This is a genomic window from Kribbella sp. HUAS MG21, assembly GCF_040254265.1.
Classification (GTDB): domain Bacteria; phylum Actinomycetota; class Actinomycetes; order Propionibacteriales; family Kribbellaceae; genus Kribbella.
In genome coordinates, this window is record NZ_CP158165.1 from 3761472 (window position 1) to 3786708 (window position 25237).

Sequence of the window (25237 nt, forward strand, 5' to 3'; positions counted from 1 at the left end):
CGCGGCCAGGCGCCGGCTCCCGCGTGCCCCCGCGGGCGCCGGCCACGGCGCGACCTGTCCTGCCCCGGGGGCGCCCGCGACGGCGCGACCTGTCCCGTCCCGCGGCGCTCGGGGCGGCGTGACGGGTCCGCTCCGGCCTGTGGATTGTGGACGGGTGACGGGCTGTTCGACGTGCTCGGAGTGTTCGTGCAGGCTCGGTCGGACCGCGGTTCGGAGTACTGGAGGAGGCGTGCGAGAATGGGCGATTGTGACTCCCGTCAAATCCCCGGAACCGGTCCGTGCCAAGCCCGACGCCGTCTGCGTCGCGGCGGTCGAACCGGCGCGCGAGGCCGCGGTCGCCGAGGCCGGCGCCGCGCAGGTCGGGGAGCACCTCGGTCACCTGGTCGAGGGTGAGCGCCTCGTCACGCACTACTTCGCCTCCACCCACCCCGGGTACCGCGGCTGGCGCTGGGCCGTCACGCTGACCCGCGCCGCGCGCGCCAAGGCCGTCACGGTCAACGAGGTCGTGATGCTGCCCGGCGGCGACGCGGTTGTCGCGCCGCAGTGGGTCCCGTGGTCGGAGCGCGTCCAGCCCGGCGACCTGCGCCCCGGCGACCTGTTCCCGACGCTGCCCGACGACCCGCGCCTCGAGCCCGGCTTCACCGACACCGCCGGCGCCCCCGAGGACGTCCTCACGGTCGTCGAGGAGCTCGGCCTCGGCCGCGAGCGCGTGCTGTCGCCGCTGGGCCGCGAGGACGCCGCCGACCGCTGGTACTCCGGCGAGTTCGGCCCGACGTCCGCGATCGCCCAGGCCGTCCCGTACAAGTGCCACTCCTGCGGCTACTGGATCCGCCTCGCCGACAGCCTCGGCCAGGCGTTCGGCGTCTGCGCCAACGAGATGGCCCCCGGCGAGGCCCGCGTCGTCGCGTACGACTACGGCTGCGGCGCCCACTCCGACGCCACCATCGACCTCCCCGAGGTCCCCACCCCCGAACACGCCTTCGACACCACCGGCTACGACACCCTCCAACTAGCCGACCCCGAAGCCTGACCCCACCTCCGGCCGATCGGACACCGCCTTGGCGGCGGTGACTGTCCCTTTGCCGCCTTCGGCGGGCCCGGTCGGGCACCGGCGGGGCGGAAGTCATCGCCGCGGACGACCCGAGGATTGCCCACGCGTGCTACGCAGCCATCCCCTCGCGGCCTCCGCTCGTCGTTGCCCAGCCAACCCCTCGTCGATCGGTTCCTGGCGCGCCTTGACGCACTGCAGTCGCATGAGCACGTCGGCCTCGTCGAGAGTGCGCTTCGCGCCTGAGTCAGTCGGGGAAGCGCAGGTTCTCGATCGTGGTCAGGTCGATGCCGTGGCGGGTGTAGACCTTGGTGGTGTTCTCGCCGGTGAGTTGGTCCTCGGAGTAGCCGAGTGAGCGGGCGATCCGGACGACGTGGGCGCGGGAGTGGCTCTCGATCTCGAGGTACGGCGGGATGCCGGGCCAGTGGTCGATCTCGAGCTGCGCGCCGTCGAGCGTGAAGCTGGTACGGCGGTTCTCCTGGTACGACTTCGGCCGGTACCCGAGCTTCCCGAGCAGCACGTTCGTGGTCTCGAAGTCGCCCACCACGACCTCGGTCTCCGTCGTACCGTCGATCCCGTCGTGCGCGATCTCCTTCACCGTCAGCGTGACCTCGCCGCCGGCGTCGCGGAGCCGGATCCAACGGGATGCGTCGCCTTCCTCGAGGTCGTAGACGTACCGGCGCAACAGACGTTGCCCGAGCCGATGTCCGCCCGCGGTCAGGATCTGGTCGGCGACTGCCTCGGGATCGATCCCCAGCACCTTCGCCTCGAACTCGATCGGCATTTTCATCCCTTGCATCGGAACGGTCAGGTTCGTCACAGCGCAACGTTGCCGATCATCGCTTGCAGGCGATGTCACATGGCGGGGGGATGAGCGCGCCGGCACGCACGTGCCTGCCAGTCGAAAACAAGTGCATCGCGTTCAGTGGAGTGGGCGTTGGCGGGAGTGTCCATGGCGCCGAGCGAAGACCGTAGGGGTGAGAGGCGGTTGCGTGGCGACAAGGGGTGGTTGCGTAGCGACGGGGGGCTGCGTAGTACGCGATGGGGCCATCGCCGGTTCTTCCGCGGCGCTGACCTCCGCCCGGTGGTGCCGGATCGGGGCCCGCCGAAGGCGGCAAAGGACCAGTCACCGCCGCCAAGGCGGTGTCCGATTGGCCGGGGTCGGTCAGTCTTCGGTTTCGGGGCGGTGGCCGGCTTGGATGGCTGTCCAGCGGCGTTTGCAGTACCAGAGGCCGATGAGGCCGAGGCCGAAGCCGGCGGCGGGGACCCAGAGCCACCAGTCGAGGCCGTCTTCCTTCAACTGGCCGCGGAAGAAGAGCAGTACGACGAACGCGACCGCCCAGACCACGATGCCGGTGATCACGCTCGGGATGCCGGACAGGTCCAAGGGCTTGACCTCGGCGTGTACCAGCTCGCCGCGGGCCAACTGGCTCGTCGGGTCGGTGCGCTTCCGGGCCGCACTCTCCTTGCCCGCCCCCTGGTCCTCGCTCACGTCACCTACCTTAGCTTCGTTTCCGGTTAGTGCTCGCAACTGCCCGGTAATACCTGGCACGATGCGGTCATGAGCTCGTCCCAGGCCGCGACGGCCCGCCCCGGTTCCGGTCCCCTCGACTCGTTCTTCAAGATCAGCGAACGCGGATCCACGCTCGGCCGGGAGATCCGCGGCGGGCTGGTCACGTTCTTCACGATGGCCTACATCGTGGTGCTGAACCCGCTGATCATCGGCTCGGTCAAGGACGGCGCCGGCCAGTTCGTCGGCGGCGGGACCGACCCGGCGGCGGCGATCGCGAAGATCGCGGTGGCGACCGCGCTGGTGGCCGGCGTCCTGACGATCCTGATGGGCCTGGTCGCGAACTTCCCGCTCGCGCTGGCCACCGGGCTCGGCCTGAACGCGTTCGTCGCGTTCTCGGTGGCGACCAAGATGACCTGGGCGGACGCGATGGGCCTGGTGGTCCTGGAGGGCCTGATCATCCTGGTGCTGGTGCTCACCGGGTTCCGGCGGGCGGTGTTCGAGGCGGTGCCGTTGCAGCTGAAGGTCGCGATCAGCGTCGGCATCGGCCTGTTCATCGCGTTCATCGGCGTCGTCGACGCGGGCTTCGTACGGCGTCCCGCGGCGCCGTCCGGGCCGCCGGTCGAACTCGGTGTCGCCGGCAACCTCCGCGGCTGGCCGGTGCTGGTGTTCGTGGTCGGCCTGATCCTGATCATCACGCTCTACGCCCGCAAGGTGAAGGGCGCGATCCTGATCGGCATCCTGGCCGCGACCGTGCTCGCGGTCGTCATCGAGTCGATCGCCGACATCGGCGCCCGCACCGAGCAGAACCCCGGCGGCTGGGGCCTGAGCGTGCCGAAGCTCCCGGACCAGTGGTTCACGACGCCGAACCTGGACACCATCGGCGAGTTCAACCTGTTCGGCTCGTTCGGCAAGATCGGCGTGGTGTCGGCGCTGCTGCTGATCTTCACGCTGATGCTCGCGGACTTCTTCGACACGATGGGCACGATGACCGCGATCGGCGCCGAGGCGAACCTGAACAACGCCGACGGCATCCCGCCGAACTCGCAGCGGATCCTGATCGTGGACAGTGTCGCCGCGGCCGCCGGCGGCGCCGCCTCGGTGTCGAGCAACACGTCGTACATCGAATCCGCCTCGGGGGTCGGCGAGGGGGCGCGGACCGGGCTGGCGAGTGTGGTCACCGGGATCTGCTTCCTGATCTCGATGGTGGTCGCGCCGCTGGTCACGCTGGTCCCGTACGAGGCCGCGACGCCGGCGCTGATCCTGGTCGGGTTCCTGATGATGACGCAGGTGAAGGGCATCGACTTCGACGACCTCGAGGTCGCGTTCCCGGCGTTCCTGACGATCATCCTGATGCCGTTCACGTACTCGATCTCGGCCGGCATCGGCGCCGGTTTCGTCTCGTACGTGCTGCTCAAGCTGGTCCGCGGCAAGGCCCGCCAGGTGCACCCGCTGATGTGGGTGGTCGCGCTGCTGTTCGTGATCTACTTCGCGATCGGCCCGCTCACCGACTGGCTCACCTGACGCAGCTCGAGGTACTGCGCCCGCGCCGTGAACAGGTCGCGCAGTTCGTCGCTGACGTTGTCCAGGAACTCGGTGCGGTACGTCGAATCGGTCAGCAGCGCGATCGAGTAGTACAGCCCGGTGAAGTTCGCGATGCCGACGGCGACCTTCACCAGGCCGGCGCTGATCACCATCGGATGGCCCAGCAGCTGTACGTCGTACGACCAGCCGCCGGGGTCGATGCCCCAGCTCTCGTAGATGTGCCGGGTGATCCCGAGCATGCCGAAGGCAACGAAGAACAGGCCGACCCCGCTGCTGACCACCACGGTCTGCACCCACTGCCGGATCGTCAGGCTGACGCTGAGGTTCAGCCGTTGCAGTCTGCGGAGCGGGGGGCCGGAGTCGGCCTCCCGTTCGATCGCGTCGAGTTCCTTGGGCAGCCGAACCATCAGGAACAGCGTGCTCAGCAGTGTGAAGGCAGCCACCGAGAACAGGATGAAGTCGACCGGCATGCCGGTGAACACCTGCCACATCTCGGTGTTGATGAACAGCACCAGTGAGAACACCAGCAGCAGCGGCAGCGCCCGGACCATGCTCGCGATCGAGTCGGCCAGGTCCCCGGCGAGGCGGCGCAGGCTCCAGTACGTCGTCGCGATCAGGCCGTAGCCGACGACGACGTACACCGCGCCGACCAGCACCAGGTTGCCGAAGGCGACACCGAAGAACTGGGTGAACTGCCCCTGCGTGACCACCGGCAGCAGCGCCGGCAGGAACACGAACACGGCCAGCTCCGGGATCCCGAACCGGGTCGGCAACGACCAGAACGGCCGGCCGCGGAACCCGTTCAGCAGCCCGAACCCGACCACCAGCGCGACCAGCGCGCCGACCGCGGCCAGCAGGTTCTGCCACCACGGCCAGTCGAGCGAGGTGGCGCCGAGCATCTCGGCCAGGAACACCAGCACCAGCAGCGGCGCCGCCCGCGTGAAGATGTCGTGCGTCGGCGAGAAGTCCTCGATGAACAGCGGTAGCCCCGCCCGCCGGAAGCGCTGCTCGTACCGCTCCAGCTCGGCCGTCGTCCCCATGACGGCGAACTCTAGCGGAGCCGGGAATACCATCCGGACGGAACGAGTTTTAGTTAGCAAAGGTAATGAGTTAAGGTAAAGACATGCCCGAAGTCGTAGCGCAGCAGGTGAAGAGCGACGTCGGGCTGGCGAGTGCCCTGCGGTCGTCGACCCTGCGGCTGTCCCGGCAGATCCGCCGGCAGCGCGAGCCCGGTCACGACCTCACCGCGAACCAGCTCAGCGTGCTCGGCGCGCTGGCCAAGCACGAGGCGATGACGATCGGCGAGCTCGCCGCCCACGAGCAGGTGAAGCCGCCGTCGATGACGCGGATCGTGACGAACATGGAGGAGGCGGGCCTGCTGGTCCGCCGCCCGCACCCGACCGACAAGCGCCAGATCATGGTCGAGCTGACCCCGAAGGCCGACGAGCTGATCCTGGCGAACCGCCGGCGCCGCGACGAGTGGCTGCAGAAGAAACTCAAGCAACTGACTCCCGAGGAGCGCGACATCCTGCGCAAGGCAGCCCCTGTCCTCGAACGGCTGGCGGCTCGATGAGCCCAACCTTCCGCGCGTTCAAGGTCCGTAACTTCCGTCTCTACGCCTCCGGTGCGATCGTCTCGAACGTCGGCACCTGGATGCAGCGGGTCGCCCAGGACTGGCTGGTCCTGGAGCTGACCCATTCCGGTACGGCGCTCGGCATCGTCACCGGCCTGCAGTTCCTCCCCGCCCTGCTGCTCGGTCCGTACGCCGGTCTGGTGGCCGACCGTTTCCCGAAGCGGCAGGTGCTCACGCTGACCCAGGTGGCGATGGGCGTCGTCGCCCTGGTGCTGGGCGGGCTCACCGTCAGCGGGCACGTCGAGCCCTGGCACGTGTACCTGCTGGCGCTGCTGTTCGGTGTGGGTACGGCGTTCGACGCCCCGGCCCGGCAGGCCTTCGTGGTCGAGATGGTCGGCCGCGACGAGCTCTCCAACGCGGTCGGGCTGAACTCGGCCTCGTTCAACGCGGCCCGGCTGATCGGTCCGGGGCTGGCCGGTCTGCTGATCAACTGGATCGGCACCGGCCCGGTGATCATGATCAACGGGTTCACCTACGCCGCCGTGATCGTCTCGCTGCGGCTGATGCGGGTCGGCGAGCTGCACACGCCGGCGCCCGCGGCCCGGGACAAGGGCATGATCCGCGACGGCATGCGGTACCTGTGGCGCCGCCCGGAGCTGATGATGGTGCTGGTCACGGTGTTCTTCGCGGGCACCTTCGGGCTGAACTTCCAGATGACGTCGGCGCTGATGGCGACGAGCGCGTTCCACAAGGGCGCGGGGGAGTACGGCATCCTCGGCTCGATCCTCGCGATCGGCTCGCTGGCCGGCGCGCTGCTGGCGGCCCGCCGGGTCCGGGTCCGCGCCCGGCTGGTGATCGGCGCGGCGCTGGCGTTCGGTCTGCTCGAGATCGTCAGCGCGCTGATGCCGACGTACCTGACGTTCGCGCTGGTGCTGCCGCTGGTCGGCCTGACCTCGCTGACCATGCTTACCGCGGCGAACGCGACCATGCAGTTGAGCATCGAGCCGACGATGCGCGGCCGGGTGATGGCGCTGTACATGACGGTCCTGATGGGCGGTACGCCGATCGGCTCGCCGTTCATCGGGTGGATCGGCGAGGTCATGGGCGCACGCTGGTCGCTGATCGTCGGTGGCGGGTTGACCATGCTCGGCACGATCGGCGCGGTGCTGTACTTCTCCCGCCGGCGCGGCCTCGCGATCCGGCCGCGGCTGCTGCCGCGCCCCCGCCTGGAGGTGCTGCCGCAGACCGAGCTGCTCGGCGAGAAGGCGGTCGTCGACGCGGCCCCCGAGGCTCCGTCCAAGAAGGACGTCGGCCCCCAGGTCGCTTAAGGCCGGATCCGGGTCAGCAGCCGGGCGGCGAAGAACAGTGCGTCGACGTCCGTGCGGCGGTCGACGCGCAGCGCCGCCGGGTCGTGTTTCGGCTTCGGGCGGTCCTGCGGCGACCGGGCCGTGCTGACCCGGAGGAAGCCCTTGACGCCGAGCCGGCCCTGGTGCGGCGTCCACTCGACATCGGTGATCTCGTCCAGCGGCAGCGCCCAGGGATCGCCGAAGGCCCGCTTCCGCCGGCCCGCGGTCCGCGCGTAGGCGAACCGCAGCTCGCCCTGCTCGACCGAGAGCGTCGCGTCCCGGCCCTCCAAACGGTCAGGTGCCACAGGCGGCGCGACCAGCCAGCGGGTCGCCGGCGCCCGCGGTACGTCGCGCCGGGCGAGGGTACGGCGGATCTCACCGGCGATCCGCTCCGCGACGTCCGGCTCGGTGCACGGGAAGCAGTACGGCGAGATCAGCGAGTCGAAGTACCCGCCGCTCACCGACTGCAGCGGGTCGGCGCCGTCCCGCAGCCGCAGGCGGAGGACCGGGCCGTCCACCTCGGCCGCCGCCAGCGCCTCCACCGGCAGGATCCGCTCGCCCAGGCGGGTCCGCAGCGAGCTGGTGAGCCTGTCGAGCCCGTCCCGCGGCCCGTCGTACCGGACCCGGAGAGTCCCGATGCCGTCCCAGACGACCGTGCCGTTCGTGCCCGCCAGCTCACCACCTGTCACCCGTCCCATCCTTCCTGGTGACCGGGTTCACCGCCCGTCCTTGCGCGTCAGCGCCACAATGGGGTGTGACTCATTACGACCTCGTCGTCATCGGGACCGGCTCCGGCAACACCATCGTCAACCGGCGGTTCGCCGACTGGAAGGTGGCGATCGTCGAGCGCGGCACGTTCGGCGGCACCTGCCTGAACGTCGGCTGCATCCCGACCAAGATGTTCGTGCACGCCGCGGACGTGGCCGCGACCCCGTCGGTGAGTGCGCGGTTCGGCGTCGACGAGCAGCTGCTCGACGTCCGCTGGACCGACGTACGGGACCGGATCTTCGGCCGGATCGACCCGATCGCGGCGGGCGGATCGGAGTACCGGCACCACAACCCGGACAACGCCAACGTCACCGTCTACGACGGGACCGGCCGGTTCACCGGGGTCAAGGAGCTGACCGTCGAGAACAAGGACGGGACGTCGAGCGTGTTCAGCGCCGACCGGTTCGTGATCGCCGCCGGCAGCCGGCCGATCGTGCCGCCGATCCCCGGCCTGGTGGAGACCGGCTTCCACACCTCGAACACGATCATGCGGCTCGAGGAACTGCCGCGCCGGCTGGCGATCATCGGCAGCGGGTTCGTCGCGGCCGAGTTCGCGCACGTGTTCGCGTCGTTCGGGGTCGACGTGACCGTGATCGCGCGCTCGAAAGAGCTGCTGCGGCACGAGGACGGCGACATCGCCACGGGGTACACCGCGATCGCGCGGCAGAAGTACGACGTCCGCCTGCAGCACGAGACGGTCCGCGTGGAGCGCCGCGACGACGGCTCGATCCTGCTCGGGATGCTGCACCCGGAGGGCTCCGACGAACTGGTCGTCGACGAGCTCCTGGTCGCGGTCGGCCGCGAGCCGAACTCCGACCTGCTGAACCTGGACGTCACCGGTGTGGAGGTGGACCACGAGGGCCGGGTGCTGGTGGACAAGTACCAGCAGACCAACGTCGACGGCATCTACGCGCTCGGCGACGTGACGAACCCGCACCAGCTGAAGCACGTCGCGAACCACGAGGCCCGGGTCGTGAAGCACAACCTGCTGAACCCGGACGACCGGATCGAGTCCGACCACCGCTTCGTCCCGCACGCGGTCTTCAGCTCGCCGCAGATCGCCGCCGTCGGGCTCAGCGAGGAGCAGGCCGCGGAGCGCGGGATCCCCTACGTGACAGCGACCCAGCGGTACGCCGACATCGCGTACGGCTGGGCGATGGAGGACACCACCGGGTTCGCGAAGGTGATCGCGGACGCGACCACCGGGCAGATCGTCGGCTGCCACGTGATGGGCCCGCAGGCGCCGACCGTGATCCAGCCGGTGATCCAGGCGATGAGCTTCGGCCTGGACGCGTACACGATGGCCCGCGGCCAGTACTGGATCCACCCCGCGATGTCCGAACTGATCGAGAACGCGCTGCTGAAGCTGGACCTACACCCGAAACGCTGAGATCACCTCGGCGACCGTGTCGAGCGTCCCGAGGTCGGGCAGGCTGATCATCACTTCGGCCACGCCCGCCTCGGACAGCTCCCGGAACCGCCCGATCTGGTCGTCGACGGTGCCGGCGTTCACCGTCGCGGCGTAGCGCGCCGGGTTCACGTTCCGCGGGCGCAGTTGCTGTACGAGCCGGTCCACGTCCTGGGGGTTCTTGCCGATCAGGGTGGTGGACAGGTGCGTCAGCTCGACCGACCGGTTTCCCAGGTGGCCGGCGGCCTTGCGGACCGCGGCGACGTCGCCGAACACGTTCACCGCGTCGGCGTACCGCGCGGCCAGGCGCAGCGTCCGCGGCCCGCTGCCGCCGACCAGCACCGGCAGATGTTCCTGCAACGGCCGCGGGTAACAGGCGGTGTCCGGTACGTCGAGCACGCGGCCGCGGAACGGTTTGTTGCCTGGACCCCACAAGACCGGCAACAACTGCAGCGCGTCCTCGAGCAGCGCGTACCGCTCGTTCACCGGTGGGAACGGCCAGCCGTACGCCTTGTGCTCGGCCTCGAACCACGCCAGCCCGACCCCGCACACCGCGCGGCCGCCGCTCAACACGTCCAGCGTCGCCGCGATCTTCCCGAGGTGCGCGACGTTCCGGTAGGTGATGCCCGACACCAGCGTGCCGAGCCGGACGCGCGTCGTACAGGCGGCGAGATACCCGAGCGTCGTCCAGCTCTCCAGGAAGTCCTCCCAGGCCCGTCCCACCTGCGGGATCTGCCGGAAGTGATCCATCACGTAGATCGCGTCGAACCCGGCCGCCTCGGCTTTGGCCGCGACCTCCCTGACCCACGCGGCCGTCCCGGCGCGGCCGCCCGGGTGCGTGTAGCTGCTCAGCTGCAACCCGAACCGCAACCCCGCCGGTGCCTCCTCCTGCCGGGCCTGCGCCGCGGTGGACTCCACGAAGGCGCTCGGCACCACGCGCACCGCCGTCGGCTGCAGTACGTCGTCGTACCCCTCGGTCGGCAGCTCCTTCTTCACGGCGGACCACGACCTGAGTTGCGACGTGAGTGCGTCGGCGGGGATGCGTTTCGCCGTACGCTCCCGGTTCCGCCGGCGGCACTCTTCGGCGGGCGTGTCGAACGCCACCGCGACACAGGCCATCCCGGCGTCGCGTGCGAGACCCAGCCATTGCAGCCGCCGGTCCTTGTCCAGCCCGAGCGTGTCGACAACGGTCGTCAGCCCCCGGCCGATGCGCTGCCGCACCACCACGTGGAGCAGCGCGAACGCGTCGGCACTGGCCGCGATGTCGTCCTCACCGGCCCCGACCAGCGCCCGCAGCCGATCACTCGAAACGACCAACTCCGGCGGGAACTGCTCCGCCGCCCACGTCGACTTCCCCGACGCACCCGGCCCGACCAGGATCACCACACAGGGTGAGGGCAGCTTGAGTTCCACTAAAGCAGTTTCCACCACCGTTACGCTTTTCGGATGCGATTGTTCGTGGCTGTGGTGCCACCCATCGAGGTAGTGGAGGATCTGAGCGAGTTCGTCGAGCCGCGCCGGGAGCATCCGGACGAGGACATCCGCTGGGCGGCGGACGAGCACTGGCACATCACGCTGGCGTTCCTCGGCGACGTGCCGGACTGGAAGACCGAGGAACTCGAGGAGCGGCTGGAGCGGGCCGCCAAGCGCCAGCAGCCGTTCGAGCTGCAGATCGCCGGGGCGGGCGCGTTCCCCGGCGTACCGGACGCCAGGGTGCTGTACGCCGGCGTACGTGACGACACCGACTCGCTCAAGCACCTGTCGATGACTACTCGTGCGGCTGCCAACCGGGCCGGCGTACCCGTCGAAGGGCGGAAGTTCACACCTCATGTGACCCTCGCGCGGCTACGTCGCCAACTGGACGTGACCCGCTGGGTCCGGGTCTTCGACACCTACGAAGGCCCCACCTGGACCGCGGACAGCCTCCAGCTCATCGAGTCGCGGCTCGGCGAGGGCCCCGGGCACAGCGCGGCCTACCGCACGGTCGGCGAATGGGACTTCCTGGCGTGAACCCACCGCGCTGAGCGCGTACCTCCGGAGAAGGCCGTGGCTGAGCCGGACGGTCTTTATATTGTGGCCGTGAGCAACCAGCAGAGCGGGTACCCGGGGCAGCACCCCCCGCAGCAGCCGCCCCCGCAGCAGCCGCCGTACGGCCAGCAGCCCCAGTACGGGCCGCAGTACGGGCCGCAGTACGGCGGGTATCCGCCGCCTCCGCCGCCGCCGCGGTCGGGCAAGGTCGTGCCGATCGTGGTCGCCGTGGTGGGCGCGCTGATGCTGATCGGGGCGGGGATCTTCGTGGTCAGCCGGTTCACCGGCGACGGCGCCGACGACATCGCCGACAGTCCGGCCAGTCCGGTGGCCGGCCGGTCGTCGCAGCCGGTCCCGACCGCGGTCTCCCCGACCGATCCGGCCGCAACCGGCGGCAGCCCGGCCACCCAGGCGACCCAGCCGCCTCAGCCCACCCAGCCGCCGCAGGTGACGCAGCCGTCCAAGCCGGCGGCCGGCTGTAACGGCTGCCTCCCCGGCGTCACGGTCAAGTCGCTCGTCCTGGCGTACAAGGCGCAGGGCTACGCGTGCAAGCTGGACCGCCGCTGGGAATGCACCAAGGGCACGATCGACATCTACATCAGCCCTGACTACACGAAGAAGCTGTACCCCGAGTACGTCGACGTGAGCGGCAGCAGCAGCGCCCGCGTGCAGAACTGCCCGCAGTGCCCCAAGGGCGCGGTCGCGTCGTTGAAGCAGGGCCTGCCCGCGGCGCTGGCGGTCTTCGTCAAGGACGCATCGGTCCGCCAGCAGATCATCGCCTTCGCGATGCGGGGCGCCGGCATCCCCGCCTCCGGACCGAGCTCGGCCCGCGACGCCAAGGTCGGCGGCTACCGCCTGTCCACCCAGGGCTACAGCGGCGCGACCGTCGGCAAGAACGGCAACTACGCCACCTTCTACTCGACCTCGGTCTCGATCAGCGGAATCTCCGAGTACTGAGCGCGGACCGCCAGCACTCATCAATTGCCCCTGGACGAGGGTCGCCACGCTCAGCTGACCCTCCGAGAGGCGATTGATGAGTGCTGCAGATCCGCCTACTTGACCGCGCCGGCGGTCACCCCGGCGACGAAGTGGCGCTGGGCGAGCAGGAAGCCGATGACGACCGGGATGCTGACGACGAGGGCCGCCGCCATGATCTGGTTCCAGTAGATGTTGGTCTGGGTGGAGTACTGGCGGAGGCCGACCGACAGCGTGCGGTTCGCCTCCGTGGTCATCACCGACGCGAACAGGACCTCACCCCACGCGGTCATGAACGAGTAGATCGCCACCGCGATGACACCGGGCCGCGCGGCCGGCAGGACGACGCGCCAGAGCGCGCCCATCGGACCGCAGCCGTCCACCAGCGCGGCCTCGTCGAGCTCGCGCGGAATGCTGTCGAAGTATCCGGCCAGCATCCAGATCGAGAACGGCAGGCTGAACGTCAGGTACGTGATGATCAACCCCAGCCGCGTCCCCACCAGTTGCAGCCCGAACTCGTTGTTGATGTTCACGAAGATCAGGAACAACGGCAGCAGGAACAGCACTCCGGGGAACATCTGCGTCGACAGCACCGTCGTGGTGAACACGGTCCGCCCGCGGAACCGGAACCGCGACACCGCGAACGCCGCCAGGATCGCGATCGCCACCGAGAACACCGTCGCCGCCACCGACACGATCGTCGAGTTCACGAAGTACTTCGCCAGCGGCACCGTCTTCCACATGTCCACGAACGGCGCCAGCGTCAGGTTCGTCGGCCACCAGGTGAACGCGCCCTGCACGTCCTTCAGCGGCTTCAGCGACGACGTCGCCATCACGTACAGCGGAACCAGCACGAACAACCCGAGGACTGTCAGCGTGACACCGCGATAGATCTTGAAACCCCTGGTCTCACGCACGCCGCGACCTCCGTCCGGTGACGAGCAGATACGCGCCGGTGACGATCATCAGGAAGATCAGCAGCAGCACGGACATCGCCGCACCGGTGCCGAAGTTCCAGGTCAGGAACGACGCGTTGTAGATGTGGAACGTGATCAGGTCACCGGCCGGCGGTTGCGCCGTACCGAACAGCACGTACGGCGTGTTGAAGTCGCTGAACGTCCACAGAAACAGGACGAGCACCAGGACCAGGTTGACCGGTCGCAGCGACGGCAGCGTGATGTTGCGCCACTGCCGGATGTTGCCGGCGCCGTCCACCGACGCGGCCTCGTAGAGGTCCCGGGGGATGCTCTGCATACCGGCCATCAACGTCAGGAACGCGAACGTCCACAGCTTCCAGCCGGCCACAGTGATCAGCGAGACCAGCGCGTTGCCGCCGATCAGCCAGAAGGTGTTGCCGTCGCTGAGATGGAGCTGCTCCAGGACGTGGTTCACCGCGCCGGTGTCGCGCTGGAGCATGAAGTTCCAGGTCAGGATGCCGGCGTACGCCGGGAGCGCGTAAGGCACCAGGAACAACGTCCGGACGAGGCCCCGGCCGCGGAACTCGGGCTGCAGGGCGACCGCGGCGGCCATCCCGAGCACCCACGAGAACGCGACCGTGATCAGCGAGAACGCGACCGTGACGCCGAAGGACTTCAGCAGCCCCTGCCCGACCGCGTTGTCGAAGTCGAGCGCGACCTTGTAGTTGCCGAGCCCGGCGCCGGGCGCGGACGACCAGTTCGCAATGAAGAACTTGGTCAGTTTCACGAAGCTCATCCAGATCCCGACGATCATCGGGATGATGTGGATGAACAGCTCCAGCAGCACGGCCGGGGCGAGCAGTGCGTACGGCAGCCACCGGTTCAGCCCGGGCCGGTGCTCGGGGCCCCGCTTGGTCTTGGGCTTCGCCGGCCGCGTGGCGGCCGGCGAAGCTTGCTCTGTGGCGAGGGACATCAGCTACTTGCCGCCACCTGGTCCTCGGCGGTCTTCAGCGCCGCCTTCACGTCGTCGGCGGTCACCGTCCCGCCGGTCGCGATCTTGGCGAACATCGCGTTCATCGCCTTGCCGACGGTGCTCTCGAACTGGTCCTCGGCCGGCACCAGCGGCAGCGGCTTGGACTTGGTGTTGTAGACGTCCTGGAAGGTCGCCGCCTCGGCCTCGTCGGTGGTGAACACCGGCTTGGCGTCCTTCAGCACCGGCAGCGACGCGAACGGCTTGCCGAGCGTGGTCTGGGTCTGCGCGGACGTCATGTAGTTGACGAACTTCAGCGCGGCGTCTTTGTTCTTGGTGTTCTTGAAGATCGACAGGTTGATGCCCGCGACGTGGCTGGCCACCGGCTCGCCGCCGGCCGGCGCCGGGAACGGTACGACGCCGTACTCGCCGGCCTTCATGCCGTTGGCAACGATCGAGGAGTCGGCGTTGTTCTGGTTGATGACCATCGCGACCTTCTTGGTGGCGAAGTCGTTCACGGACTTGGTGCCGTTGTCGTACTGCGCGTTCGACGGGTTCGCGACCTTGTCCTTCTGCATCAGGTCGAGGTACCGCAGCACGCCCTGGACGTTGCCGTCACCGGTGAAGGTCGGCTTGCCCTCGCCGTTGAACCAGTCGGCCTTGTTCTGCGCGGCGTTGATGAACGCGAAGTGCACGTTCTCGGTGTAGCTGCCGGCCGCGAGCGCCATCCCCCACTGGTTCTTCGCCGGGACGGTCAGCTTCTTGGCCGCGGCGACCATCTCCTCCCAGGTCTTCGGCGGCTGCAGGCCGGCGGCGGCGAACATCGCCTTGTTGTAGTACAGGCCGTACGCGAGGCCGTAGAGCGGGACCGAGGTCGGGTCGGTGCCTTCCTTGCCGCCGGTCGCCAGGGCCGTCGGCACGAACTTGTCCTTCCCGCCGATCGCGTTCATCGCGTCGCCGTCGAACGGCAGGAACGCGTCGGTGGCCTGCAACGAGGCCGCCCAGGTGTTGCCGATGTTCACCACGTCCGGGGCCTGACCGGAGGTGATCGCGGTCTGGATCCGGGTCTGCAGGTCGTTCCAGCCGATCACCTCGAGGTTGACCTTGATCCCGGTGTCCTTGGTGAACTTCTCCAGGACCGGGGTCAGCACCTCCTTGTCGTTGTCCAGGCTGGTGCCCTGGTTGCTGGCCCAGTAGGTCAGCGTCTGGTCGCCACCCGAACCGCCGCCGGACGCACCGTCGGAGTCGCCGCCTCCGCAGGCGGCCAGGCTGATTCCCAGGGCGGTCGCCGCCACCGCGGCTACAAGCGAACGCAGTCTCACGTCGGACTCCCTCGTCCCGTCGTCGAGCCCCCGCGAGCCCGCGGGGGCAGATCGGCCCCATACTGACCTAACCGGTTAAGTTTCGAAACCCTAACCGGTTCAGTAGAGCAAAGTTCGTTACGACCTCGTGACCCACCCAACCTCCCCCACCACCCCGGCAAACACAATCCAACACCCTCCGCAACAGCCCGATTTCACACAGTCTTCAAACTGCGACGCCCCGGTCGCCTCCCCGCGCGAACCCTCCAGTCGAGGGGATATCGCCTGAACTGGAGGGTTGCCCGCTGAAAATACGGCTGGGCAACCCTCCATTTCGATGGGCAACCCCCACGGTCCCAGCGAACGCTTCAGCTGCGGCGGTGCCCTCGCGGGTGAACCTTCTGGCGCCGGCGTCAGGAAGGTGCCGGGCCGGAGGACTCGCGGTGGCGGAGTTCGCCGGCCGGAGCTTCCTCGTGGACCGGCGGCTGGCCGGTGACGATGCGGAGCAGCAGGTCGGCGGCGGCCCGCCCGCGTTCCATCGTCTTCTGGTCGACGGCCGTGATCCCGGGCCGCGCGAACTCGCACAGCGGCGAGTCGTCCCACGCCACGATCGACACCTCGTCCGGCACCGCCGTACCGAGATCCATCGCCACCCGCAACGCCGCAACCGCCATCAGATCGTTCCCGAGCACGATCGCGGTCGGCGGCTTCGGCCCGGTCAGCAACTGCCGCGTCAGCTCGGCACCGTCGTCGTACCGGTAACTGCCCTCGATGTGCCGCACCGTCATCCCGTGCCGCGCGGCCTCCTCCAGCAGCGTCTGCACCCGCAACCGCTCGTGGATGAACGTGAACGGCCCGCTGATGTGCGCGATGTCCGTGTGCCCGAGCTCGGCCAGGTGGTCGAGCAGCAGCGTGACGGTCTCCCCGGGCGAACTGATCAGCCGCCCGACCTCGTCGTCGGTCTCGTTCGAGCTGACCACGACGCACGGTACGCCGAGTTCCTTCAGCAACTGGATCCGCTGGTCGTTCTCCAGTTCGTCGAACAGGATGAACCCGTCCACCCGCCCCTGCCGCGACCAGCGCCGCAGTACGTCGAGATCCTCGCCGTGCTCACCCGTCAGCCGCAGCAGCAGCGACGAGTCGACCTCGTTCAGGTACTGCTCGATGCCGACCAGCGTGCGCATGTAGAACGCCTCGGTGGAGATCAGCGTGGGCTCGCGCGCGATCACGATCCCGATCGTCCGGGTCCGGCTCGCGGACAGCGCGACCGCCGCGGAGTTCGGGTGGAACCCCAGCTCCTCCGCGAGGTCGAGCACCCGCTGCCGGGTCTCCTCGCTGACCCCGGCGCGGCCGTTCAGCGCGTACGAGACCGACGCCTTGGAGATGTGCAACCGGCGGGCGAGGTCGCTGATCGTGACCCGCTGGCTGCGCCGGGTGCCGACCTGTGGGCTGTCGTCGCCGTCCGGGACGGATCCGCTCGTCGTCATCGCCCGGCACCTCGCACAGACGGAAAAGTGTTCATGTCAGACGGGAGGTTAGCAGCGCCATTTCGCCCCTAGCGGCCTCACCAAGATTTGGATAGCGTTTTCCCATGCTGCCGAACGAGCCGTTGCGCCTGGATTTCCTGCCCTGGGAGTACGCCCGGAAGGCCTCGGATGCCGAGCGCGAGCGCCAGGCCGAACGGCAGGCGCGGCTCGGCGGGTCGCTGGAGCTGGCGGCCGACGCGTACGTCGCGGAGTCCGCGGCCGTGTACTGCGACGAGCTCCGGATGGGCGAGCGTTCGTACGTCGCCGCGCACGCCTACCTCACCGGGCGGATCGCCCTCGGCGCCGACACGACGATCAACCCGTTCACCGCGGTCCGCGGGAACGTGACGATCGGCGACGGCGTCCGGATCGGCGCGCACACGTCGCTGCTCGCGTTCAACCACGGCACCGCGCCCGGCGAGCCGATCTTCAAGCAGCCGCACACCTCGCTCGGCATCACGATCGAGGACGACGTCTGGATCGGCTCCAACGTCACGATCCTCGACGGCGTCACGGTCGGCGCGCACAGCATCGTCGGCGCCGGCGCGGTCGTGACGAAGGACATCCCGGCCAACTCGGTCGCGGCCGGCAACCCCGCCCGCATCCTCCGCTCGCGGACAGGAGCATCCATGTCAGGTGACCTTCGGACCCCGCTCAAGGACTTCGCCGCGAAGGCGCGCGAACAGCTCGACGCGGTGCTCGCGCGCTGCTGGGACGGCGTACGGTTCGTGGACCGTCCCGGTATCGACAGGGAGCCGGAGATCCGCCCGTGGTGCGACGCCGTCGAGCTCGCCGACCTGCTGGTACGCCGTACGCCCGCCGGCCACACCCGCGACGACCTCGTCCGCCGGCTCCGCGCGCGCCAGGACCCGGCGACCGGACTGGTCGCACCGGGAGACCTGTCCGACGACGGCCTGGGCAAGCCGTCCGACGCCGAACTCTCGGTCCTGGAAGGCCCGGCGAGCTACCACGTGCTGTGCGTCGGGTACGCGCTGCAGGTCCTCGGCAGCAGCTTCGAGCACCCGATCACCACCGAGTTCACCCTCGACGAGCTGGACAACTTGCCCTGGGCAAGGAAGGCGTGGTCGGCGGGTTCCGGTATCGACGCCCTCGGTACGGCGCTCGCGCGAAACCTCCACGACCACAAGGAATCCGGCCCGCTCGAGCCGCTGCTGGGTTGGCTCCTCACGCGCGTCGATCCGGCGCTCGGCGCGTGGGGCTCTCCGCATCCCGACGACGGCTTGCTGCAGGTCGTGAACGGGTTCTACCGGCTGACGCGCGGCACCTACGCCCAGTTCGGGCTCCCGCTGCCGTACCCCGAGCAGGCTGTCGCCACGGTTCTTGCGCACAGCAACGACCGGCGGATGTTCACGGGCGACAACTACAACGCCTGCAACGTCCTCGACGTCATCCACCCGCTGTGGCTGGCACGCAAGCAGACGGCGTACGGCGAGCAGGACGGCCGCCGCTGGGCCGAGCAGCAGCTGCACGCGATCCTGCCGCGCTGGGTCGACGGCGCCGGGTTCGCGTTCGCACCGGACGGGACCGACGACCGGGCGATCCCGGGCCTGCAGGGGACGGAGATGTGGCTGTCGATCATCTGGCTGCTGTCCGACTACCTGGGCATGTCGGACGCCCTCGGCTACCGCCCGCGCGGCGTCCACCGCCCGGAGCCGCTGGTCACGCTGCACTGACCCCTCGGCGCGGCGACCGGGGAGGTCCGCCTACCCTGACGGGGTGGACCCCCGCACGCGCCGACTGGTGACCTCGCTCGTACTGGCCGCCCTGGTCGCCATCGTCGTGGTGGCAGCCTTGCTCGGCTAACGTCTCTGCATGACCACCTCCGCCGGTGAACGTTCGTCGTACCTCATGCGGGCAGGTCTGGTCCGCAACGTCCGGTCGGGGGAGCACCTGACGACGTTCGTGGTGTCCGGGGTGGCGACGGTGCTGGTGACCCGGCTGTTCCTCAGCCTCAGCGGGTACCCGCAGATCGGCGGCAAGGGCCTGCACATCGCCCACGTACTGCCCGGCGGCCTGCTGATGCTGATCGCGATCTCACTGCTGCTCGGGTACGTCGGACCGGTCGTGCGGCCGGCCGCCGCGACGGTCGGCGGGATCGGGTTCGGGTTGTTCATCGACGAGGTGGGGAAGTTCGTCACCTCGGACAACAACTACTTCTACAAGCCGACCGCGGCGATCGTGTACGTCGTCTTCGTGCTGATCGTGCTCGGGTTCCGCTTCCTGACGACGCGGCGGCCGATCGATCCGCGGGAGGAGCTGGCGAACGTCGTCGACCACGCGGTCGAGGGGGTCGCGGGCGGGCTGTCGCGGCGGCGCCGGGCGGAGGCGTCCGAGCTGCTGCGCGAGGTGCCGCGCCAGGTGGAGGGGCGACGGGAGGCGTCGGAGCTGCTGGACGCCTGTCCGCCCGACGAAGTGGAGCTGGCTGCTCCCGTCGACGCGGCGTGGCGGGCGCTGCAGCGGGGCTTCGAGCGGCTTGCTACCAATCCGAAGGCGCCGTCGGTCGCGGTCGCCGTACTGGCTCTGCAGGTTGTGGGTGGGCTCGTCATCGCTGCTGTGCTGGGGGAGGGGTTCGGCCACCTGCCGGTCATCGGGGTGATCGTCGGGACCGTGCTGTCCGCCACCTTCACGGTGCGGGGAGCGTTGGCGTTGCGGAAGGGCAACCGGGCGCGGGCGGTCCGGCTGTTCGAGCTGGCGGTGCTGGTGTCGTTGCTGATGACACAGGTCTTCCAGTTCGCCGCTACGCAGTTCACTGCCGCTGGTGGGATGCTGCTGGACCTGGTGATGCTGGGGCTGCTGCGGGCGGAGCGAGAGCGGATGCGGCGCGAACTGGACAACGCCACGAAGGCTAGGACGCTGCGGCTGCCACCCGGTCCGGATCTGCCGCGGTTCCCGCAGGATCCGTCAGACCCGGTGTAGCTTTCCACTGCTCGTGCCGGCCGATCAGTACCGGCGACATCGTCGCGATCAGGTAGACGACACCACCGGCCAGCAGTGCCGGCGCCAGACCGATGCCTGTGATGGCGAGACCTGCCACCACACCGCCCAGCGGTACGCCGGTCCAGCAGACCGCATCAGCCAGTGAGTTGACCCGGCCCAGCAGGTGGCTGGGGATGCGTTCGATGAACAGTGCGCCGAGGACCGGGTTGATGAAGCCTGCGCCGACGCCGCCGACGGCGTACACCGCCATCAGCGCCCAGACAGGGGAGTCGGTCGCCATGACCACGAACCGCGGCGCGCCGGCGATCAGGAACGCGAGGGTGAAGACCAGCTTGCGCGGGATCCGGTCGCCGATGGCCGCCGCCAGCAGGGCGAACGCGGTCGCGGTCACTGCGAATGAGGTGAGGATCAGACTGGTGTGACCTGGCCCGTAGCCGTGGTCCTTGATCCAGACGGGCAGCAGTACGGCGCTGATTGCGGCGTCGAGCAGATTGGTGACGGCGATCATCAGCACGAGGGGCAGCATCAGCTTGTCGGTACGGAGGAACTGCCAGCCTTCCAGCAGTCGTCGGCCGTAGCGCTGTTCTTCGTGGCCGGCTGGTTTCTCGTGCTTGGGGATCCAGCGGGCGATGAGTACGGCGCAGATACCGAAGGAGGCCGCGTCGATCCAGAGGGCGTTGACCGAGCCGACCAGGGTGATGAGGCCGCCTGCGAGTGCGTACGCGAAGAAGCCGGCCAGGCGTTCTGTCGTACTCTCCAGGCCTGTCACGCGTTCCAGGGGGACCTTGGCGGCTCTTGCGATGTCTGGGACGAGGGTTGATTTGGCCGCGTCACCTGGTCCGCGGAGTGCGCCGGCGATCGCTACGAGCACTAGCAGGGTTGGGAAGTGCAGTAGGCCCAGGGTGTGCAGCAGCGGTATCAGTGCGACGACGCCGGTGCTGGCTGTGTCGGCAAGCACACTGATCCGGCGGGCGCCGACCTTGTCGATCAGTGGGCCGCCGATCGCCTTCGCCACGACCAGCGGCGCCATCTCCGCCAGTGCCACCAGGCCGGTCTTGACCGGCGAACCGGTGGTGATCAGCACGAACCAGGGGATGGCGATGGAGCTGACACGGGTGCCGCAGATCGACACCACGTTGGCGACCAGGAACGCCACCAGCGGCGCGCGGTTGCGCTTCATCCGCCGTCCTCGGCACTGCTCCGCGTCTCGCGTGGGAACGCCTGGATCTGCACGGTGACCTGCTCAGCGCCGTCCGGCAGCGGAGCGGTGAGGTCGGGCGTCTTGTACTTCTCCAACACGGCCAGTACTTCGTGCATCATCGCGTCGAACTGGTCGGCGCGGAGATGGAACAGGTAGTCGGACAGCACGCTGGCGTCCCGCCACTCCGGCGCCATCGTCTGCATCGCGTCGATGAACCCGAAGATGTTCTCGGCGTACGTCTGACCGATCCCGTGCAGGTACCCGAGGGCCAGCTCCGGCTCCTGGTCCAGCAGCTCCGACGTGTCGAACTCGGTGCCTTGGTGGGCCGACTTCCACCACCGGTCGCGCGCGTTGCCGCGACTGTCGTCCTCGATCACCAGACCGGCGTCCGCGAGCTGCCGCAGGTGGTAGCTGGTCGCACCAGTGTTCACACCGAGCCGCCCGGCGAGCGTGGTCGCCGTCTGTGGCCCGTAGATCCGCAGCAGCCCGAGCATGCGGTTCCGCATCGGGTGCGCGAGGGCGCGCACCAGATGCCGGTCGAGCTTGACCGTGCGGGGTGTATCGGGGGTGGCGTCGTCGCTCATGGATCGAGCATAGAACTGCAAAGCATCTTTGCAAAGCAATTTTGCAAACTGATTGTGCGAATGGTTGTCCACAGCTTGCGAATCGGCCGTCCGGGGTCAGATGGATCGCGGCATCTTCTCTGTCGACCACGCATCCCACCGAGGACATTGGAGACAACCAGCGATGATGCGCGTGATGCTCGAGGACGGCGACTACTACGACGTCCCCGCCGACCTGATGACCTTCGACGACGGAGCCGTCGTCTTCTGGAACGCCGGCGACGAGGTAGGCCGCCACCGCCAGTCCCGGATCCGCTCCCTGGAGGTCCTCGACACCCGCTCGATGACCCGCCGCATCCAGCGCGCCCGCAAAACCCACCCCAACGCCTTCCGCCCCTGGTCCGTAGACGACGAACAAACCCTCATCGAACTCCACACCCAGGGCGCCACCATCGACCAACTCATCAAGGCGCTGGGCCGCCGCGAAGGCGGCATCCTCACCCGCCTAAGAGCCCTAGGCCTCCTAACCGAAGAAGACCACCCAACCCCCACCCCCACCGCGGCACCCGCCTCGGCACCCACCCCCGCCGCCCCCAAGCCCTGAGCCCCCGCCGCCCCCAACCGGCCGCCGCCTCACCCGCCCGGCCCCGTGTTCCGTGCATGCCCCACATCTCGACGGAAGCGGCGACTGTCCCTTTTGGCCGCCTTCGGCGGCGCGCGTCTCGTACCGTCTTGCGCGGCCTTCGGCGAAATCGAAGGGAACTGCGGGGCAGCCAGAGAGGCCGCCTCCTGAAGCGAGAGGCGCCGCAAGAGCTTCACGCGCCGCGCGCTGAGGGGCGGCGACTGTTCTTCCGGCCGCCTTCGGCGGCGCGCGGCTGGTTCTGTCGTGCGCGGGCTCCGGCGAAGCGAAGGGTCCGGCGGGGCAGTCACAAAGGTCGCAGCCTGAAGCAAATGGCCAACCACGACATTCACGCCCCACGTGCTCCGGGGCGGGCGACTGTTCCTTGGGCCGCCTCCGGCGGCGCGCCGCTGGTCCTGCCGTGCGCGGGCCCGGGCGAACCGAAGGAATTGCGGGATTAGCCAGATGGGCCGCCTCCGGGAGGGGAGGTGGTGGTCCGGGATGAGTCTGTCAGTTGCGAGCGGACGGAAACCTGCGGAACCGCGGTGGGAAGTGGCTGGTGGTTGCGGAGGGTGGGGAGTGTGACGGTGGGTGGGCGAGACCATTTTGTGATGGGGACCTGTGGTCGGGGAGAATGGTTCGGTGCAGTCTGAGGTGCGGTCGGAGGAGCCGGCGCGGCCGGAGGAATCCGGGGCGCTGGGGGTTGTGCGCGCTGCGTTGCTTGAGCGCGGTGGGTTGGTGCGCGGCGTCGCGTCGGGGAGGCGGCGGGGGATGGACGCTCCGGCGTACTTGCGGGTCGAGGTGCGGTACGTCGATCTGAAGGGGCGGCGGCATCTGCAGGTCAGCGAGTTCGACGAGCGGCAGGCGCATACGCGGAACGTGCCGGATGCGGACGTCGAGAAGGCCGTTGACGAGCTGCTCGGGCTTGCCTATGGGTCGTGGCATGTCGAGACGACCGAAGAGACGTTGCGGCTGCGGTACACCAAGAAGGGCAAGGAGCTGCTGCACCGGCAGGAGGATCGCCGGGAGCAGGACACTGGGCACGACCGGGTGAAGCGGCGGGTGCTCGACCCGGCGGCGCCGTTCCTGGTCGAGCTGGGGATCAGTGATCACCAGGGCCGGGTGAAGCCGTCCCGGCAGGCGAAGTACAAGCAGATCGAGGAGTTCTGCAAGCTGCTCGCGCCGGCGCTCGACGAGGCCGTTTCGGCGGGACGGATCGCGACCGGGCGGCCGTTGCAGGTGGTAGACCTCGGGTGCGGGAACGCGTATCTGACGTTGGCGGCGTACCACTTGCTGACCGCGGCGGGGCACGACGTACGGATGACCGGCATCGACCACAACCCGGCGGCGCGGAAGCGGAACACCCGGGTGGTCGAGGCGCTGGGCTGGCAGGATCATCTGCGGTTCCTGGACGCGACGATCCAAGGTGCGGAGCTGGATGTGCGGCCGGACGTCGTACTGGCGCTGCACGCCTGTGACACAGCGACCGATGACGCGCTCGCGCGGGCGGTCGGGTGGGAGGCCGCGCTGGTACTCGCGGCTCCGTGTTGTCATCACGACATCCAAAAGCAGTTGAAGAGCGTCACACCACCGGCGCCTTATGCGCTGATGACGAGATATGGCATCGTTCGGGAGCGGTTCGCCGATGTTCTGACGGATTCCCTGCGAGCGGCGGTGCTGCGACAGGTCGGTTACCGGGTGGAGGTCGTGCAGTTCGTGGACAGTCAGCACACGCCGCGCAATCTCCTGCTCCGCGCCGCGCGCACCGGCGCCAGGCCGACGGCTGAGGTACGCGCCGAGTACCAGGCGATGGTCGACGAATGGCACGTGCAACCGCGCCTCGCCCAGCTCCTCCTGACAGCAGATTCCGACGCTGGGGTGGTTTCGTGAGGCGGCTTCGGGCCGTGCTCGCGTTGGGTGGGGCGACGGTGTTCGCGCTTGCGGGTGCCGCGCTGCCCAGCACGGCCTCGGCGGTGACTGCTGCGGACCCGCCGGCGCCGAAGCGGTTGTTCTCGATGAAGGACGAGCGGATCCAGGAGTCGTCGGGGCTGGCGAAGAGTGTCAAGCACCAGGGCGTGTACTGGACGGTGAACGACTCCGGTGACACCGGTCGGGTGTTCGCGGTGGACACCACCGGTGAGGTGAAGGCGGTTCTCCGGTTCGGTGCCAAGGTGAACGACGTCGAGGCGCTCGGGATCGACAAGGCCGGCACGCTCTACATCGCGGACATCGGCGACAACAAGGAGAACCGGGAGCAGATCGAGATCTACACGATCCCGGAGCCCGACGCACTCGAGGACGAGGCGAACGTCAAGTACCACCGGTACGACTTCACTTATCCGGACGGGGCGCATGATGCCGAGACGCTGCTGATCGAGCCCGGGACCGGGCAGCTCTACATCGTCACGAAGGCGACGAAGGGCACCGGCACGATCTACGCGGCGCCGCCCTCGCCGTCGCGGCAGGGCACCAACGACCTCACGAAGCTCGCTGCGGCGCCGAGCGGGGTGATCACCGACGGGACGTTCCTGCCGGACGGGCAGCGAGTGGTACTGCGGACGTACGCCGACGTCACGACTGTCGCCTGGGGGGACACGCCGAACGCGATCGCTCGTGGCGCCGCGCCGCTCGGCCAAGGTGAGACTGTTGCGCTCGGGCCTACCGATGGCACCGTCGTGGTCGGTAGCGAAGGGGCCAACTCGGCCGTCTACCAGGTGCAGGTGCCGGCGAAGGCGGCTGCTTCTACGCCTCCGAAGGCGAGCGCGACGCCTAAGCCCGCCACTGCTCCAGAGAACAACAGTTCCGAAGACGGCAAGGGCAACAACCTGCGCTGGATCATCGTCGGGGCGGCGCTGTTCGCGTTGATCATCACGATCGTCACGTTCCCGCCGGGCCGCCGCGAACGCCAGGACCGCCAGGCCGAAAACGCCCGCCTCACCGGCCAGTCCCCACCCACCCCCCACCGCCGCCAACACTCCTGA

23 protein-coding genes are annotated in these 25237 nt (G+C 69.0%); 12 read left to right on the forward strand and 11 right to left on the reverse strand.

The window, feature by feature from the left end; all coding sequences use genetic code 11:
• Window positions 1–247: 247 nt before the first annotated feature.
• Entirely contained in the window at window positions 248–1030 is a 783-nt protein-coding gene (locus tag ABN611_RS18475; RefSeq protein ID WP_350281119.1) for a DUF3027 domain-containing protein, read from the forward strand.
• Between the two features lie 265 nt (window positions 1031–1295).
• Here the strand turns inward: ABN611_RS18475 and ABN611_RS18480 are convergent, their stop codons facing one another.
• Window positions 1296–1838: a CYTH domain-containing protein gene (locus ABN611_RS18480; RefSeq protein ID WP_350281120.1), complete on the reverse strand. Its 543-nt coding sequence runs from the start codon at window positions 1836–1838 to the stop codon at window positions 1296–1298.
• 375 nt (window positions 1839–2213) lie between these two features.
• Window positions 2214–2540 (reverse strand): DUF2530 domain-containing protein, encoded by a 327-nt coding sequence (locus tag ABN611_RS18485; protein ID WP_350281121.1) that lies wholly within the window; start codon window positions 2538–2540, stop codon window positions 2214–2216.
• A 69-nt stretch (window positions 2541–2609) separates the two neighbouring features.
• On the opposite strand from ABN611_RS18485, the gene ABN611_RS18490 reads away from it, so the two are divergent.
• A complete protein-coding gene (locus ABN611_RS18490; protein WP_350281122.1) occupies window positions 2610–4082 on the forward strand; it encodes an NCS2 family permease in 1473 nt (490 codons plus the stop codon).
• Here the strand turns inward: ABN611_RS18490 and ABN611_RS18495 are convergent.
• Window positions 4043–5143 (reverse strand): hypothetical protein, encoded by a 1101-nt coding sequence (locus tag ABN611_RS18495; RefSeq protein WP_350281123.1) that lies wholly within the window; start codon window positions 5141–5143, stop codon window positions 4043–4045. The genes ABN611_RS18490 and ABN611_RS18495 overlap by 40 nt on opposite strands.
• Before the next feature lie 83 nt (window positions 5144–5226).
• On the opposite strand from ABN611_RS18495, the gene ABN611_RS18500 reads away from it, so the two are divergent.
• Both ABN611_RS18500 and ABN611_RS18505 read left to right on the forward strand, forming a co-directional pair.
• Complete coding sequence (locus tag ABN611_RS18500) at window positions 5227–5676, forward strand: MarR family transcriptional regulator (protein WP_350281124.1); 450 nt, start codon at window positions 5227–5229, stop codon at window positions 5674–5676.
• Complete coding sequence (locus ABN611_RS18505; protein WP_350281125.1) at window positions 5673–7004, forward strand: MFS transporter; 1332 nt, start codon at window positions 5673–5675, stop codon at window positions 7002–7004. The genes ABN611_RS18500 and ABN611_RS18505 overlap by 4 nt, the downstream gene beginning before the upstream one ends.
• On the opposite strand, the gene ABN611_RS18510 is transcribed toward ABN611_RS18505, so the two are convergent.
• Window positions 7001–7711 (reverse strand): DUF4429 domain-containing protein, encoded by a 711-nt coding sequence (locus ABN611_RS18510; RefSeq protein ID WP_350281126.1) that lies wholly within the window; start codon window positions 7709–7711, stop codon window positions 7001–7003. The genes ABN611_RS18505 and ABN611_RS18510 overlap by 4 nt on opposite strands.
• A 65-nt stretch (window positions 7712–7776) precedes the next feature.
• Between ABN611_RS18510 and ABN611_RS18515 the strand changes: the two genes are divergently transcribed.
• Window positions 7777–9180, forward strand: coding sequence for a mycothione reductase (locus ABN611_RS18515; protein WP_350281127.1), 1404 nt, complete (start codon window positions 7777–7779; stop codon window positions 9178–9180).
• Here ABN611_RS18515 and ABN611_RS18520 read toward each other — a convergent pair.
• Window positions 9163–10611 carry an LLM class flavin-dependent oxidoreductase gene (locus tag ABN611_RS18520; protein WP_350281128.1) on the reverse strand — a complete coding sequence of 483 codons (1449 nt, stop codon included), beginning with the start codon at window positions 10609–10611 and terminating at the stop codon, window positions 9163–9165. The two genes, ABN611_RS18515 and ABN611_RS18520, sit on opposite strands and share 18 nt — an antisense overlap.
• Before the next feature lie 33 nt (window positions 10612–10644).
• On the opposite strand from ABN611_RS18520, the gene thpR reads away from it, so the two are divergent.
• Both thpR and ABN611_RS18530 read left to right on the forward strand, forming a co-directional pair.
• Window positions 10645–11208 (forward strand): RNA 2',3'-cyclic phosphodiesterase, encoded by a 564-nt coding sequence (gene thpR, locus ABN611_RS18525; RefSeq protein WP_350281129.1) that lies wholly within the window; start codon window positions 10645–10647, stop codon window positions 11206–11208.
• A 69-nt stretch (window positions 11209–11277) separates the two neighbouring features.
• Window positions 11278–12183, forward strand: coding sequence for a hypothetical protein (locus ABN611_RS18530; RefSeq protein WP_350281130.1), 906 nt, complete (start codon window positions 11278–11280; stop codon window positions 12181–12183).
• A 95-nt stretch (window positions 12184–12278) separates the two neighbouring features.
• Here ABN611_RS18530 and ABN611_RS18535 read toward each other — a convergent pair whose 3' ends face one another.
• The 4 genes from ABN611_RS18535 to ABN611_RS18550 all read right to left on the reverse strand — a co-directional run bounded on the left by ABN611_RS18535 (window position 12279) and on the right by ABN611_RS18550 (window position 16876).
• The gene (locus tag ABN611_RS18535; RefSeq protein WP_350281131.1) at window positions 12279–13118 is read right to left on the reverse strand and encodes a carbohydrate ABC transporter permease; all 840 of its coding nucleotides are present in this window, start codon (window positions 13116–13118) and stop codon (window positions 12279–12281) included.
• Complete coding sequence (locus ABN611_RS18540) at window positions 13111–14091, reverse strand: sugar ABC transporter permease (RefSeq protein ID WP_350281132.1); 981 nt, start codon at window positions 14089–14091, stop codon at window positions 13111–13113. Before ABN611_RS18540 ends, ABN611_RS18535 begins: the two co-directional genes overlap by 8 nt.
• Window positions 14091–15410, reverse strand: coding sequence for a sugar ABC transporter substrate-binding protein (locus tag ABN611_RS18545; RefSeq protein WP_350281133.1), 1320 nt, complete (start codon window positions 15408–15410; stop codon window positions 14091–14093). Before ABN611_RS18545 ends, ABN611_RS18540 begins: the two co-directional genes overlap by 1 nt.
• A gap of 392 nt (window positions 15411–15802) precedes the next feature.
• Window positions 15803–16876, reverse strand: coding sequence for a LacI family DNA-binding transcriptional regulator (locus ABN611_RS18550; protein ID WP_350281134.1), 1074 nt, complete (start codon window positions 16874–16876; stop codon window positions 15803–15805).
• 104 nt (window positions 16877–16980) lie between these two features.
• On the opposite strand from ABN611_RS18550, the gene ABN611_RS18555 reads away from it, so the two are divergent.
• Complete coding sequence (locus tag ABN611_RS18555; protein WP_350281135.1) at window positions 16981–18609, forward strand: acyltransferase; 1629 nt, start codon at window positions 16981–16983, stop codon at window positions 18607–18609.
• Window positions 18610–18748: 139 nt separating this feature from the next.
• Complete coding sequence (locus ABN611_RS18560; protein WP_350281136.1) at window positions 18749–19852, forward strand: hypothetical protein; 1104 nt, start codon at window positions 18749–18751, stop codon at window positions 19850–19852.
• Here ABN611_RS18560 and ABN611_RS18565 read toward each other — a convergent pair.
• Both ABN611_RS18565 and ABN611_RS18570 read right to left on the reverse strand, forming a co-directional pair.
• On the reverse strand, window positions 19782–21053 hold the full coding sequence (locus tag ABN611_RS18565) for an MFS transporter (protein ID WP_350281137.1): 1272 nt from the start codon (window positions 21051–21053) through the stop codon (window positions 19782–19784). The two genes, ABN611_RS18560 and ABN611_RS18565, sit on opposite strands and share 71 nt — an antisense overlap.
• Entirely contained in the window at window positions 21050–21658 is a 609-nt protein-coding gene (locus tag ABN611_RS18570) for a helix-turn-helix domain-containing protein (RefSeq protein WP_350281138.1), read from the reverse strand. The genes ABN611_RS18565 and ABN611_RS18570 overlap by 4 nt, the downstream gene beginning before the upstream one ends.
• Before the next feature lie 163 nt (window positions 21659–21821).
• On the opposite strand from ABN611_RS18570, the gene ABN611_RS18575 reads away from it, so the two are divergent.
• The 3 genes from ABN611_RS18575 to ABN611_RS18585 all read left to right on the forward strand — a co-directional run bounded on the left by ABN611_RS18575 (window position 21822) and on the right by ABN611_RS18585 (window position 25237).
• Complete coding sequence (locus ABN611_RS18575) at window positions 21822–22241, forward strand: hypothetical protein (RefSeq protein WP_350281139.1); 420 nt, start codon at window positions 21822–21824, stop codon at window positions 22239–22241.
• A gap of 657 nt (window positions 22242–22898) precedes the next feature.
• Window positions 22899–24146 (forward strand): SAM-dependent methyltransferase, encoded by a 1248-nt coding sequence (locus ABN611_RS18580; protein ID WP_350281140.1) that lies wholly within the window; start codon window positions 22899–22901, stop codon window positions 24144–24146.
• A complete protein-coding gene (locus tag ABN611_RS18585; RefSeq protein WP_350281141.1) occupies window positions 24143–25237 on the forward strand; it encodes a hypothetical protein in 1095 nt (364 codons plus the stop codon). The genes ABN611_RS18580 and ABN611_RS18585 overlap by 4 nt, the downstream gene beginning before the upstream one ends.

Excerpts from the sequence above, each read along its gene's own strand:
- ABN611_RS18495 (WP_350281123.1), bottom strand. The coding sequence starts at position 5,143 with ATGGGGACGACGGCCGAGCTGGAGCGGTACGAGCAGCGCTTCCGGCGG.
- ABN611_RS18490 (WP_350281122.1), top strand. The coding sequence starts at position 2,610 with ATGAGCTCGTCCCAGGCCGCGACGGCCCGCCCCGGTTCCGGTCCCCTC.
- ABN611_RS18505 (WP_350281125.1), top strand. The coding sequence starts at position 5,673 with ATGAGCCCAACCTTCCGCGCGTTCAAGGTCCGTAACTTCCGTCTCTAC.
- thpR (WP_350281129.1), top strand. The coding sequence starts at position 10,645 with ATGCGATTGTTCGTGGCTGTGGTGCCACCCATCGAGGTAGTGGAGGAT.
- ABN611_RS18575 (WP_350281139.1), top strand. The coding sequence starts at position 21,822 with ATGATGCGCGTGATGCTCGAGGACGGCGACTACTACGACGTCCCCGCC.
- ABN611_RS18500 (WP_350281124.1), top strand. The coding sequence starts at position 5,227 with ATGCCCGAAGTCGTAGCGCAGCAGGTGAAGAGCGACGTCGGGCTGGCG.
- ABN611_RS18550 (WP_350281134.1), bottom strand. The coding sequence starts at position 16,876 with ATGACGACGAGCGGATCCGTCCCGGACGGCGACGACAGCCCACAGGTC.
- ABN611_RS18560 (WP_350281136.1), top strand. The coding sequence starts at position 18,749 with ATGACCACCTCCGCCGGTGAACGTTCGTCGTACCTCATGCGGGCAGGT.
- ABN611_RS18480 (WP_350281120.1), bottom strand. The coding sequence starts at position 1,838 with ATGAAAATGCCGATCGAGTTCGAGGCGAAGGTGCTGGGGATCGATCCC.
- ABN611_RS18540 (WP_350281132.1), bottom strand. The coding sequence starts at position 14,091 with ATGTCCCTCGCCACAGAGCAAGCTTCGCCGGCCGCCACGCGGCCGGCG.
- ABN611_RS18565 (WP_350281137.1), bottom strand. The coding sequence starts at position 21,053 with ATGAAGCGCAACCGCGCGCCGCTGGTGGCGTTCCTGGTCGCCAACGTG.
- ABN611_RS18555 (WP_350281135.1), top strand. The coding sequence starts at position 16,981 with ATGCTGCCGAACGAGCCGTTGCGCCTGGATTTCCTGCCCTGGGAGTAC.
- ABN611_RS18570 (WP_350281138.1), bottom strand. The coding sequence starts at position 21,658 with ATGAGCGACGACGCCACCCCCGATACACCCCGCACGGTCAAGCTCGAC.